The sequence below is a fragment of the Pantoea leporis genome (assembly GCF_028048155.1).
In the GTDB taxonomy this organism is placed as follows: domain Bacteria; phylum Pseudomonadota; class Gammaproteobacteria; order Enterobacterales; family Enterobacteriaceae; genus Pantoea; species Pantoea leporis.
The window spans coordinates 1-12269 of the sequence record NZ_JALMEU010000007.1 but is presented as its reverse complement, the minus strand read 5'-3'; the positions used below and the strand labels follow the sequence as shown (position 1 = coordinate 12269).

Here is a 12269-nt window from a genome sequence, read left to right as displayed (position 1 = left end):
TTTCTTTCGTCACGGAGAGAGATGGATGTTTAAAAAAAGTCTTTGGCCATTGGCCATGGCACTTTTGTGCCTGTCGCCTATGGCTCAGTCTGGTGTGCAGATTGGTGGCACACGCCTGGTTTATGACGGTAAAAACAAGCTGGCCGCGATAAGTGTGACTAATCCAGACGACCGTCCCTATTTAATTCAATCCTGGGTTAGCAGTCAGGAAGAGAGTGATACCGCTGATGACACTTTCATCACCACGCCCCCGCTCTTCCGCCTTGAGCCTCATAGCCAGAATTCGGTGCGCGTTATCTACAGTGGTCACACGTTGCCAGACGATCAGGAATCCGTGCACTGGTTGAATATCAAGATTATCCCGACGGTCAATCGTCAGGCCACTAACGATCTCGTTATCACCATTAAAAACAAAATGAAGTTATTTTACCGGCCCGCAGAGTTAAGCGGCGATCCCGCATTGGCTTTTACCAGGCTCAAATTTCGCCAGCGTGAGGGCAAACTCGCCGTGTTTAATCCCACGCCTTACAGCGTTTCGCTCTACGACCTGACCGTAAACGGTTCAACTATGACCAAACCGCCGATGGTGTTGCCTTCACAGGAAATCGTTCTTGGCCAAAAAGTGCACGTTGGCAATCCGGTGAGCTGGCGAGCGATTAATGATTTCGGCGGCATTACAGCAGAACAAACATTAAAAGTGGGCACCGATTAAAGGAGAGGGCCATGTCGATGAGACAAAATATACCTTTAACGCTGAGGCCTGCTTTTCAGCGCACCTTACTTAACATGGTAATACTGGCTGCAATACCCATTAATGATGTGGCTGCAGAGGATTATTTTGATCCTGACACGGTGGAACGACACAGCGGCCAGCGTGCAAATCTGGATCTTTCCACTTTTAGCCACAGTGGAGGCCAGGCGGCGGGCGTTTACAACGCCGACGTTTACCTGAACGACAATTTTGTTGGATCAAAAAGCATACGCTTTGAACCCGGTGCGAAGGGTCTGCAGCCCCTATTAATGAAAGCCGATTTTATGCGGTGGGGCGTGAAAGAGAATGCCACACCGGCTTTCGTGAAAATCTCACCTGCGCAGGAAGTGACGAATATCGCTGCCATCATCCCGCAGGCGCAAACCCGCTTTGATTTAAGCCAGCAACGCTTAAATGTCTCCATTCCACAAGAATATGTGCGACAAAACGCACAAGGGTATGTTGGCCCAGAGGAGTGGGACGATGGTGTCAACGCGCTATTTATGAATTATGGCTATTCAGGTGCCAATAACTGGAGTGATTATCGTCAGGGAAGTGATAACAACGCGTATCTCAATTTGCGTAGCGGTATCAATCTCGGGGCCTGGCGCGCGCGCAATTACACCACCTATAGCCATAGTCAGGGTAATGATAAGTGGAACAGTATTAATACCTACGTTCAGCGTGACATCAAACCCTGGAAAAGCCAGCTGGTATTGGGAGAGAGCTATACGCCATCAGAGGTATTCGATAGCTTCCCCTTTCGTGGAGCTCAGCTCTACTCAGACGACAATATGCAGCCTGAAAGCTTACGAGGATTCGCACCCGTTGTACGAGGCATTGCGCAGAGCAATGCGCAAGTTACCATTCGTCAGGACGGTAACATCATTTGGCAAGCCTATGTGCCACCCGGACCTTTCGCCATAAACGATCTTTATCCTACCTCGGCCAGTGGCGATCTTGAGGTGGTAATAAAAGAAGCGAATGGCAGCGTCCGACAGTTTGTTCAGCCATTTTCTGCGGTGCCTATCATGCAGCGTGAAGGGCGTTTCAAATATGCTTTCACGGCCGGGCAATATCGTTCAACCGGGAGATCGGCAAAAAAGCCGGGCTTTATACAAGGCACAGCTATCTATGGTTTGCCTTATAGCTCAACCGTTTATGGTGGATCTATCCTGTCGGGTGATTACACGTCAGCATCGGTTGGTGTGGGGAAAGGTCTGGGGTTATTGGGTTCGATTTCGCTGGACGGGACATTCGCCAATGCCCGTTTAATGGAAGAAACTCATCGCGGTGGCTCATTTCGTTTTCAATATGCAAAAGATGTCGCAATGAGCGGCACCACTTTTACTCTGGCAGGCTACCGTTATTCCACCTCTGGTTATTACGATTTTAATGAAGCTAATGGCTATTACGCGAATACACTACCGCCGGGTTTCCGGGGTAATCCCAACAACCGCAATGAAGTTGAACAAGCCCGACGCGAATGGCGAAACTGGCGTTATAGCCATAACAGACGCAGTAAATCCCAACTCAACGTTAATCAATCGTTGGGTGATTATGGCAGTCTTTTTCTCTCCGCTTACCAGCAACAATATTGGGGCGTGACAGAAAAGGAGCGCAGTTTGACGCTGGGCTATAACTCCAGCTTCAACGCCATCAATTACTCCTTTAACTACAGCTATTCACAGACGCCGTTCTACACCAACCACGATCAAATTTTTTCGCTGGCGGTGCAGATTCCCTTTGACCGATTTTTACCCAAAAGCTGGCTGAACTTCTCGGGCAGCACCGACAATCACGATAAAACCACTGGCGCGGTGGGGTTGTCAGGCACTGCACTGGCAGACAATAACCTGAGCTATAGCGTGCAGCAGGGTTACACCAATCAAGGGGTTGGCGCCAATGGCAATGCGTCAGTCAACTATAAAGCACGCTTTGGCGAATACCAGGCTGGCTATAACTACTCGCGTAATACCCGACAACTGAATTACGGCGCAACGGGCGGCATCGTGGTGCATCCCTATGGTGTGACTCTGAGCCAGCCGTTGGGTGACACCATGGCCTTAGTGCGCGCTGAAGACGCGGAAGCAGTTCGCGTGCTCAACCAAACCGGCGTGCTGACTGATGGCAGAGGTTATGCCGTCGTACCTAACGTAACACCTTATCGCCGCACCTCGCTTTCGCTTGATGCCAATTCGCTCGGCGATAACGTCGATCTGCTGAGTGACAGCCAAACAGTGGTGCCTACGCAGGGGGCCGTAGCATTAGCCAATTATCTCACGGTATCGGGGGCAAAAATGGTCGTCACCTTGCGTGGGCGTCAAGTGCCGTTCGGCGCACGTGCCAGCGTTGCCAACGGCGAAACCCTTTCGCATGGCATCGTTGATGACAAACAACATGTTTACCTCAGCGGCGTGCCCGCAGCGGGCGTGGTTAAGGTGAACTGGAAGGGCGGCGAATGTCAGGCTCCGTTTACGTTAGGAAAGGCTCAGTCTGGTGTCAATTCTGTGACGGCACAATGCCGCTAAAGGAAGCATTTATGCGTTTATTTATTTTATTACCGAGCATATTTTTCATTGGGTTGTACGTTAACTTTGCGCAGGCTTATACCTGTATCACCACCACAGCAGCGACGACAATTTCTCCTCCTGCCATTGTGATTCAACGCGATTTACCGGTGGGATCGTTGATTGGCAGCCAGATCACCTCGGGTGCGGTGAACACGTTTAACTGTACTAACACGGCACCGGCGTTGACTTATCAAAGTGTGGGCGTAAAAGGCACCGGTAACTATGTCACGACCATTGGAGGCAGACGAATTTACAGCACCAATATTGCGGGAATAGGCTTTGCTATCGGTGCCATCTCAGTGAACAACTGCAATAACTTTAGTGGCTGGGTTGATGGAACCGGTACGGGAGATGGTAATGCGAACAATAGGTTGCTGTGTTCGGTCAATGGCTTAATGGCGGGACAACCTCTGCGCGAGCAAGCGTTGCTACAGTTCTATAAAACGGGGCCAACCGGTTCGGGGATGGTTACCGCGCAGGAGGCCGGAGCGTTTATTTTGCGCAACAACCAGGCGCTCTGGCATTCACCGGGATCGACGATTCTTATGAATGGTTTTAGTGTCACAACGCTGGCGTGTTCAGTCAGTAATACTGCCATCGCCGTGAATATGGGCAATGTGGATAAGCGTGCGTTCAGTGGGACGGGCAGTTCACCCGATGCCAGCTTTACGCGTAATTTTACCCTTCCGCTTAACTGTAATGCCGGCACCCGCATCAATGTGAAAATTGATGGAAATGCCCAAAACTCCGCCAATGGGGTATTAAATCTGACATCAGGTGCCAATACGGCAAGTGGAGTGGGCGTGCAGCTGCTGTTTAACAATGCGCCTGTGCAACTGGGCACTAATATTGTTGCCGGAACCTCGGCCAGCGCGGGGAATTATAACATTCCGCTTCAGGCGCGTTATTACCAAACGACCGCAACCATTACACCCGGCACAGCTAACAGTTCCGCGACTTTCACACTGACCTATCAATAAATAATCTTCCCCCTGACGGGGGAAGATTGTCAGTGATGACTCACCGATAGATCACTTCAACAGCTTTAATATGACCCGATGATTGCACGCTGACATTGCCGAGTTGAAACGGCAGCGTCTGCTGTTGCTTATTGAATCTAACCTGACGCACTTTATCGACACCATTCTGGCTACATTGCACTGCGGCATGCTGGCTATTGGTCATCGTCGTACAGGCAGGCTCAACTATCGCACCGGTAAAAGTAACGGTACCGCCCTCTGCCAGAACGGCTTGGGCAAATAGCAAACCAGAAAATAATACGAATGCTGTTTTCATCGGTCTTCTCCTGGTGGTGGCATAAAGAAGAACGACAAGTTAGGACCAAACTTTAATTAAAAATGGCGATAGTGAAAAAATATCCCCCTTAATGCGATCGCAGGTCGCTGAGGAAGCGCTGCGCGCGCGGGTGCTGCGGCTGGGTGAAGAACTGTTCTGGTTGTGATTTCTCCAGAATCTGTCCCTGGTCCATAAACCAGATGGTATCCGCCACCTCACGGGCAAAGTTCATTTCGTGGGTCACGCACATCATCGTCATCCCTTCCTGCGCCAGACCGCGCATCACTGACAATACTTCGCCGACCATCTCCGGATCGAGCGCCGAGGTCGGTTCATCGAACAGCATCACCGGCGGCTTCATCGCCAGCGCGCGGGCAATCGCCACGCGCTGCTGCTGGCCGCCGGAAAGCTGCGCCGGATAAGCATCGGCTTTATGCGCTAAGCCCACGCGCTCCAGCAATTCACCCGCCTGACGACGCGCTTCGCTGCGCTTTACGCCCAGTACTTTCATCGGCGACATCATGATGTTCTCGGCCACCGTCACATGCGGGAACAGGTTGAAGCTCTGAAACACAAAGCCGATGCGCGTGCGCAGCTGATTGAGGCGCGTGCTGCTGCCGTGAATATCGGTGCCATCAAACACAATCTGGCCGTCATCGATCGGTTCTAAACGGTTAACGGTGCGGATCAGCGTCGATTTGCCCGAGCCGGAAGGGCCGCACACTACCACCACTTCGCCGGGATTAATCTCGGCGCTCAGGTTGGTCAGCGCCTGATACGCGCCGTACCATTTATTAACCTGATTAAACATGATCATCGGTCCCATGCGGTTTCCTTATTGCGAGGAGGTTTTAGTCAGCATCACCGCGGGCGCCACGCTGGGCGTTGGCTGCGGCGCTTGACGACGTTTCTGCGCAATGTGCGCTTCGAGTTTATTGGCCAGCCAGGTGAGGCTGAAGCAGATGAGGTAATAGCTCAGCGCCACAATGGCGAACACCTGAAACGGTTTGGTCAGCAGCTGATTACTCACCTGATTGGCGGCAAAGGTCAGCTCCGGCACGTTAATCACATAGCCCAGCGTACTGTCTTTGATAATCGACACCAGCTGGCTAACCAGGCTGGGCAGGGTGTTGAACAGCGCCTGCGGCAGAATCACCAGACGCAGGGTTTTCAGGTGGCTCATGCCCAGCGCGCGCGAGGCTTCGTATTGGCCGTGCGGCAGCGCCTGAATGCCGCCGCGCACGATTTCGGCGATATAGGCACTCTCATAAATCACCAGCGTACACAGCATGGTGGCGAAGCCGCTGATGTTGTGGCCGATCAGCAGCGGTACACAGAAGTAAGTCCAGAACACTACCATCATCAGCGGGATGCCGCGCAGCAGGTAAACCCAGCCGGTGGCGGGCCAGCTCAGCCAGCGCCACGGCGACAGACGCGCCAGGCCCAGCAGCACACCAATCGGAAACGCCAGCAGCACCGCCAGCACCGAGATCAGCAGCGTACAAAGCACGCCGCCAATCGGACCGTTTGGGTATTGCCCCATCAACAGCAGCATGCCGTTGTCATGCAAAATGGTGAACATCTCAAACATCGCCATTACCTCGCATAGACGCGCTGGAAGCGGCGGGCCAGCAGTGCGCCAAGGCCCATCAGCAGCAGGGAGAAGAACAGATAGCCCACGGTCGCCACGATGTAGGATTCGAAGGTACGGAACGTTTGGTTCTCAATATCGCGCGTTACATAGGTCAGATCCGCCACGCCAATCACCATCGCCAGGCTGGTGTTTTTAAACAGCAGCACCGTGTGGTTGATCATCGCGGGCATCGCATTGCGAATGCCCTGCGGCAGAATCACGCCGTGCATGGCGCGCACGTAGCTCATGCCGAGTGCGCGCGCGGCTTCGTTCTGCCCGTCGGGAATGGCGCGCAGGCCGCTGCGGATATCTTCGGAGAAGTACGCCGCTTGACACAGACCCAGCGCGGTGAGGGAGAACATGAACTCGGCGTTGTAGTTGTTGATCCACATCTGCAGCGCTTCCGGCAGCAGCGTAGGAATGGCGAAGTACCACATCATCAACTGGATCAGCGTCGGCACATTGCGGTGATAAGAGACATAGGCTTTGACCAGCCCAACCGCGATGCGGTTTTCAGTCAGGCGAATTACCACCAGCAGCAGCGCCAGCACCATTGCCAGCAGCCAGGCACCCAACGCCAGTTCAAGGGTGATCACCGTTCCGTCAACGATCATCTGGCCGTATTGGCCGGTTATCACACTGCTGAAATCGAGAGCCATTCTGTTACCTCATCATCGCCTGCTACGCGCTGTGGTCGCCCGGTCGCATGGTGGAAAGACCGCCCGGCACCTGTAATGTCGGGGTGATTTCGATGTTGCCGATATTTACCGCCAGCGGTGCCGCGAGCGCGAAAGCAACGCAGTCGGCGATATCTTTGGCCTGCGGCAATTCAAAGCCATCAATGAAGCGGCGGCGCGCCTCTTCGTGATCGCCTGACACGTTGCCGAAGATATCGGTGGCGACGCGGCCCGGACAGATTTCGGTGATGCGCACGCGCGCGCCGTAGCAATCGACGCGCAGCTGGCGCGAAAGGGCATGCACGCCGGCTTTGGTGGCGTGATACACCGAGTTGCCGTTGAAGTTGTAGATGGCAGCAATCGAGGTGATGTTGAAGACGTGGCCACGATCGCGCGCCACCATGCCCGGCACCAGCAAACGGCACAGATGCAGCACCGCGCGCAGATTGACGTCCACCTGGGTTTCAATCACGTTCTCATCGGCATCGAGGATCGAGCCCGGATGCGACAGGCCAGCGTTATTCACCAGAATGTCGATTTCGAGATCCTGGCATAGCGCGGTCAGCGCCTTTATGTCACTGACATCCACCGCGTGCGGAATACAGCCGGTACGATCGGCCAGCGCTGCCAGCTGCTCTTTACGGCGCGCCACCGCGTGCACGGTGATGCCCTCCTGGCACAGGCGCTCAACAATCGCTTCGCCCATTCCCGCCGATGCGCCGGTCACCAGCGCGGTTTTGTAATCTGAAAATGGCATCTGCCTCTCCTCGTTATGGCGTCTTTTGACTGTATGCAGTTATGCCGCAAGGGCATAAGACATAAAAATTTTGAGGCAATAAGCGCCCCTTATAACCCCGCAGGGCCGCCATTCATGGCGACCGAAACATCAACACGTCCTCGCCATACTCCACCGCAGACAAATGCTCTACCGCGAACGACTGCACCGTGCCGCTATCCGGGCTGATCACCGGCACATACAGCGGGCCAACCTGCACCAGCGCCACCACCGCACCGGCCTCGATGTGCTGGCCAGGCGCGACAAAATCCTGCGGGCTATGCGGATGGCGGCGCAGCAGCGTGCCGGGCATCGGTGCGCCGATGCGTTGCGGGATGAGGGGGATTTCTGCGGCGGGAAGCGTGACAGGCGCGGGCGTGGCTGGCGTGGCGGCGAAGGTTAACCGCACTGACCAGTGCTTGCCATCGAGCGCCAGGCTGTTCAGCCCGGAGGATTGCATCTTGCGCGCCAGCGCACGCAGCGTCGGCAGCGGTATTGCGGTTTTATCCATGGAATTCCCGTCAAAGCGAAACACGCCCGCCCGAGCGGGCAAAATCGTAATCTAGCGCGTTCGCAATACGGGCAGTAAGAGGGTTTCGCTTTGCGGCAATAAGCGGGACTTATCCCACCAACGTCAGAGGATGATTCTCAACGTTGCGGCGCGACATCAGCGACAGCAGGATCGATTTCACCGCTTCGGCCGGCTGTGACAGCGGCAGGTGATCCGACATGCAGAACGACAGCGACACTTGCACATCCGGATCGACGATCTTCGCCATCCACGCATCGCCGCTTTTCAGCATCGCGCGCGCTGCGGATTCCGGCATGATGGTGGTGCCGAGACCGGCGCTCAGGGCGGCATTCAGCGTGGTTTGCGACTCGATCTCGCATTTCACGCGGTACTGCAGATTGTTGTGTACGAAGGCATCGTCGAGCACTTTGCGCATGATGTTGTAGACGCGCGGCAGGAACAGATCGTATTGCGCCACCTGCGCCAGCGGGATCTCTTTCACCGGTTGCGCGAGGCTGAACGGACAGACGAAGTAGAGATCCTCTTTCATCAGCGGCATAAAGCGCAGGCCGTGAATGGTGCGGTGATCGTAAATTACCGCCATATCCATGCGGCCATTCATGATCAGTTCGCTCAGCGTGGTGCCGAAGTTCTCATTGAAGTAGAGCACGATGCCGGGATGCTGCTGCTGCACTTCCATCATCAGCGGTAATGCGAGGTTTTGTGCCGCGGTGCCCGGCGCTAAGCCCACTGAGACGCTGCCGCTCAGTGACGCGCCGACCAGCTCGATGGCGCTTTGTGCCTGCTCGCACTGGCGTAAAATCGCCTGCGCGTGGGAATAGAGGGTTTTCCCGGCTTCGGTCGGCGTCACGCCGCGCTTGGTACGAATGAGCAGTTGCTGATTCACTTCCCCTTCCAGCGTAGCCAGCTGCTGGCTCAGCGCGGGCTGGGCAATATGCAAAATATCGGCGGCCTGGGTCAGGCTGCCCACATCAACAATTTTAACAAAGTACTTCAGGCGACGAAGATTCATGAACGCTTCCTCCAACAGAACGCATAGCGGGTATCAAGCAAAGTTGATGCCAAATAAGCTTTCGCGAATGAACTCAGACAGGAGGGTAGAGCCACAGTGCCTCCTACGGCAGGTGCTGAGTTGGATAGTTGCCGTGACGGCGAGGGTAAAACAGCGACCTTTGCACTGGTATGGTGCGATTCACTCATTAGATTTGGCGATGATGGGAGTGAGTAAACGGGCGTTGCGCGCTGTTAACCGGCACTCAAAGTAACACTCTATTAACATTGCGTCAGGCGCTAGCGCGTGACCTGCCGCGCATTTCCACATCAGGCTCGCCATCTTTATGGCGAAAGTGTGCGGTCGGTTCAGTCATCGCTTTGTGTTATATCACCACAACAAAGCACTATTAACCGCCGCTTCGGACAAAAACCTATCCTCTGGTAAACGTCGTGTTTGCAGCTTGCTGCAAGCCGTTCATGCTGACACTGAGCCAGGATTAACCCATGCCCGAGATAGCCGATCGATTAAAGAATGTGACCGTTTCTGCCTCCGTTGCCATGACCCAAAAGGCCCGCGATCTCGCGGCGCAGGGCATTGATGTGGTGGCGCTTTCTACCGGTGAACCCGATTTCCCCACGCCACCTCACGCGATTGAAGCCGCTTATGCCGCTGCGCGCGCCGGGGATACGCGCTATCCGCCCACCGACGGCACGCCGGCGCTGCGCAAAGCGATCCAGCTGAAGTTCAAACGCGATAATCAGCTCGATTACGACGTCAGCCAGATCCTCACCGCTGGCGGCGCTAAGCAGATCATTTTTAACGCGATCCTCGCGACCATCAATCCGGGCGATGAAGTGGTGATCCCGACGCCGTCGTGGATCAGCTATGCCGATATCGTCAGATTCGCTGGTGGCGTGCCGGTGGCGCTACCCTGCACGCAGGAGAACGGCTTCAAACCGCTGCCGGCCGATTTAGACGCCGCCATTACCGACAAAACCAAATGGCTGCTGCTCAATTACCCGAGCAATCCCACCGGTTCGGTGGCGAGCCAAGCGGAGCTGCACGCGCTGGGCGAGGTGCTGCTGCGCCATCCGCAGGTGTGGATCATGACCGACGATATCTATGAACACCTGATTTATGACGATGTGCATTTTTACACGCTGGCGCAGGTTGAGCCGCGCCTGGTTGACCGCGTGCTGACGGTGAACGGCGTGTCGAAAGCCTGGTCCATGACCGGCTGGCGATTGGGTTTCTGCGGCGGCCCGGCGCCGTTGATCAAAGCGATGAGCAACGTGAATACGCAGAACAGCGGCGGCGTTTGCACCTTAACCCAGGCCGCGGCGGTGGCGGTGCTGGAAGGCCCGCAGGATCTGCTGCAGGAGCGCGCGCGCATCTATCGCCAGCGCCGTGATTATGTACTGGAGCGCCTGACGTCGATTGATGGCCTGCGCTGTCACAAACCGCAGGGCGCATTTTATCTGTTTGTGAATATCGCGGGCTACATCGGCAAAACCAGCGCCGGTGGCAGATTGATCACCAATGATGCCGATTTTGTGCTGGCGCTGATTGAGGAGCAGCACGTGGTGACGGTGCAGGGCGCGGCGTACGGCATGAGCCCGTTTATCCGTTTGTCGTATGCCACGAGCATGGAGCGGTTAGAGACGGGATGCGATCGCATTGCGGCATTTTGTGGTGGTTGTGTTTGATTCATTTCAGATCATTGCGCCGTTGCAGGCTGATACGCTTACTGCAACGGCGCAATATATTGCTCAAAGTTAGCGCCGTTTCACTGAGGCCACGATGCGTTCAGCCATTTTCTCCAACTCTTTCTTATCCATTGGAGGGCGATCTTTTGCCTGTACGCTGTACTGCATAACGTAAACCAACAGGTCAGGCTGCACGTTTCTGGCGTTGTGATTGCCACGTACATACGCTGCGTAGCCATAATCAACGCGGCCATCACTGAATTCCGCCATCGCGAAAGTCCCTAAACCTTTACGCCCATCCATTTCAATAGTGCGCCACTTTGGACTAATCAAATCCTTATAGACTGAACCCCACTGATATTTGCGCTCCCAAAGGTATGTAATGAAATCTTTTTCACTCTCATTTTTCGGTCTTATGAATCCATCACTCGGTTCCTGACCCAAATCCTGGATGAATATAGTGACATCCGGATGCTCTTTAAGACGGTATGTCACAGCCATATTATGTGGTTCCTGACCGGAATCATCGGCGATGAATCCATAAGGAATACAGAAGCCTTTTTTGTTAGGGACTTCGTATAATTCTCGTGGGCTAAAACGGCTCAGTAGAGATTTAACTTCAGGCTCTTTCTTATGCCATTGGTTTTGAGCAGTTTGTGATTTGTCTTCGAAATAACTATCTCTATCTGCCCAAAATTGATAAAGTCGATATCCGCTATTAAAGTGAACTTCGTATCCTCTGAAACCGTAAACTACAAATGCATTATTATAATCTTAAATTAAAAAACCATATCGACGATTGAATTCGCTTTCGGAAATGATAGGTTCACCTGAAAATTCTGAGTTTTTTCGTTCTAACAATCTTGTTGCGGTTGCATTAAATTCATAGTCCTCCTTGATTTTTTTTCTATAATCTGAAAACTTTATTTCATTTTTATCTTCAGATGAGATACCGACTTTGTATTTTTCGTATTCAAATTCAGTAAATTGAGCTTGAGTACGATCATCACCATTTTCGTAAACAGCATCACCAAATGTTATTACTGCCTTTCTTGTAAGCTGAACGAGAACGTTATGCCTACTTTGCGGTTCTTTCGGTGGGTTAATGACATTTTTAACAGCATACAAAGCCATTTCAAGCCCCGGGGGTAAATCTATCTGATAGTATCCAACGCATTCATGTTTCCACTGTTCGCCTTGCACACTTTCTGACGTAACAAATCCAGTGAATATTACAGCTAATATCACTTTTTTCATGACGTTTTACCTTCATTATAATCTTTAATCTTTAATCTTTAATCTTTAATCTTTAATCTTTAATCTTTAATCTTT

13 protein-coding genes are annotated in these 12269 nt (G+C 53.4%); 4 read left to right on the top strand and 9 right to left on the bottom strand.

Annotated elements, in window-relative coordinates; all coding sequences use genetic code 11:
• The first annotated feature begins 25 nt into the window (after window positions 1-25).
• The 3 genes from MWH02_RS16855 to MWH02_RS16845 are packed head-to-tail and all read left to right on the top strand — an operon-like array spanning window position 26 to window position 4304.
• Complete coding sequence (locus MWH02_RS16855) at window positions 26-712, top strand: fimbrial biogenesis chaperone (protein WP_101762318.1); 687 nt, start codon at window positions 26-28, stop codon at window positions 710-712.
• A gap of 11 nt (window positions 713-723) precedes the next feature.
• The gene (locus tag MWH02_RS16850; protein ID WP_271461087.1) at window positions 724-3282 is read left to right on the top strand and encodes a fimbria/pilus outer membrane usher protein; all 2559 of its coding nucleotides are present in this window, start codon (window positions 724-726) and stop codon (window positions 3280-3282) included.
• An 11-nt stretch (window positions 3283-3293) separates the two neighbouring features.
• Window positions 3294-4304: a fimbrial protein gene (locus tag MWH02_RS16845; protein ID WP_271461086.1), complete on the top strand. Its 1011-nt coding sequence runs from the start codon at window positions 3294-3296 to the stop codon at window positions 4302-4304.
• A 40-nt stretch (window positions 4305-4344) separates the two neighbouring features.
• Here the strand turns inward: MWH02_RS16845 and MWH02_RS16840 are convergent, their stop codons facing one another.
• The 7 genes from MWH02_RS16840 to nac form a co-directional block, all read right to left on the bottom strand.
• On the bottom strand, window positions 4345-4620 hold the full coding sequence (locus MWH02_RS16840) for a YmdA family protein (protein ID WP_271461085.1): 276 nt from the start codon (window positions 4618-4620) through the stop codon (window positions 4345-4347).
• Window positions 4621-4708: 88 nt separating this feature from the next.
• Window positions 4709-5446: an amino acid ABC transporter ATP-binding protein gene (locus tag MWH02_RS16835; protein WP_101762314.1), complete on the bottom strand. Its 738-nt coding sequence runs from the start codon at window positions 5444-5446 to the stop codon at window positions 4709-4711.
• Between the two features lie 9 nt (window positions 5447-5455).
• Window positions 5456-6211 (bottom strand): amino acid ABC transporter permease, encoded by a 756-nt coding sequence (locus MWH02_RS16830; RefSeq protein WP_137385021.1) that lies wholly within the window; start codon window positions 6209-6211, stop codon window positions 5456-5458.
• Window positions 6212-6216: 5 nt separating this feature from the next.
• The gene (locus MWH02_RS16825) at window positions 6217-6912 is read right to left on the bottom strand and encodes an amino acid ABC transporter permease (protein WP_271461084.1); all 696 of its coding nucleotides are present in this window, start codon (window positions 6910-6912) and stop codon (window positions 6217-6219) included.
• 22 nt (window positions 6913-6934) lie between these two features.
• The gene (locus MWH02_RS16820; protein ID WP_137385023.1) at window positions 6935-7687 is read right to left on the bottom strand and encodes an SDR family oxidoreductase; all 753 of its coding nucleotides are present in this window, start codon (window positions 7685-7687) and stop codon (window positions 6935-6937) included.
• Between the two features lie 112 nt (window positions 7688-7799).
• Window positions 7800-8216 (bottom strand): acetyl-CoA carboxylase biotin carboxyl carrier protein, encoded by a 417-nt coding sequence (locus MWH02_RS16815; RefSeq protein ID WP_271461083.1) that lies wholly within the window; start codon window positions 8214-8216, stop codon window positions 7800-7802.
• A 109-nt stretch (window positions 8217-8325) separates the two neighbouring features.
• Window positions 8326-9249, bottom strand: coding sequence for a nitrogen assimilation transcriptional regulator NAC (nac, locus tag MWH02_RS16810; RefSeq protein WP_049851333.1), 924 nt, complete (start codon window positions 9247-9249; stop codon window positions 8326-8328).
• A gap of 485 nt (window positions 9250-9734) precedes the next feature.
• Here nac and MWH02_RS16805 point away from each other — a divergent pair, with 485 nt between their 5' ends.
• Entirely contained in the window at window positions 9735-10937 is a 1203-nt protein-coding gene (locus MWH02_RS16805) for a pyridoxal phosphate-dependent aminotransferase (RefSeq protein ID WP_271461082.1), read from the top strand.
• Between the two features lie 69 nt (window positions 10938-11006).
• On the opposite strand, the gene MWH02_RS16800 is transcribed toward MWH02_RS16805, so the two are convergent.
• Window positions 11007-11543: a T6SS immunity protein Tli4 family protein gene (locus MWH02_RS16800; RefSeq protein ID WP_271461142.1), complete on the bottom strand. Its 537-nt coding sequence runs from the start codon at window positions 11541-11543 to the stop codon at window positions 11007-11009.
• A gap of 168 nt (window positions 11544-11711) precedes the next feature.
• Window positions 11712-12194, bottom strand: coding sequence for a hypothetical protein (locus MWH02_RS16795; protein ID WP_271461081.1), 483 nt, complete (start codon window positions 12192-12194; stop codon window positions 11712-11714).
• Window positions 12195-12269 lie beyond the last annotated feature (75 nt).

Bases quoted from the DNA above. Each gene is read 5' to 3' on its own strand.
- MWH02_RS16830 (WP_137385021.1), bottom strand. From the start codon at position 6,211: ATGTTTGAGATGTTCACCATTTTGCATGACAACGGCATGCTGCTGTTG.
- MWH02_RS16825 (WP_271461084.1), bottom strand. From the start codon at position 6,912: ATGGCTCTCGATTTCAGCAGTGTGATAACCGGCCAATACGGCCAGATG.
- MWH02_RS16835 (WP_101762314.1), bottom strand. From the start codon at position 5,446: ATGGGACCGATGATCATGTTTAATCAGGTTAATAAATGGTACGGCGCG.
- nac (WP_049851333.1), bottom strand. From the start codon at position 9,249: ATGAATCTTCGTCGCCTGAAGTACTTTGTTAAAATTGTTGATGTGGGC.
- MWH02_RS16850 (WP_271461087.1), top strand. From the start codon at position 724: ATGTCGATGAGACAAAATATACCTTTAACGCTGAGGCCTGCTTTTCAG.
- MWH02_RS16795 (WP_271461081.1), bottom strand. From the start codon at position 12,194: ATGAAAAAAGTGATATTAGCTGTAATATTCACTGGATTTGTTACGTCA.
- MWH02_RS16820 (WP_137385023.1), bottom strand. From the start codon at position 7,687: ATGCCATTTTCAGATTACAAAACCGCGCTGGTGACCGGCGCATCGGCG.
- MWH02_RS16815 (WP_271461083.1), bottom strand. From the start codon at position 8,216: ATGGATAAAACCGCAATACCGCTGCCGACGCTGCGTGCGCTGGCGCGC.
- MWH02_RS16845 (WP_271461086.1), top strand. From the start codon at position 3,294: ATGCGTTTATTTATTTTATTACCGAGCATATTTTTCATTGGGTTGTAC.
- MWH02_RS16840 (WP_271461085.1), bottom strand. From the start codon at position 4,620: ATGAAAACAGCATTCGTATTATTTTCTGGTTTGCTATTTGCCCAAGCC.
- MWH02_RS16855 (WP_101762318.1), top strand. From the start codon at position 26: ATGTTTAAAAAAAGTCTTTGGCCATTGGCCATGGCACTTTTGTGCCTG.
- MWH02_RS16805 (WP_271461082.1), top strand. From the start codon at position 9,735: ATGCCCGAGATAGCCGATCGATTAAAGAATGTGACCGTTTCTGCCTCC.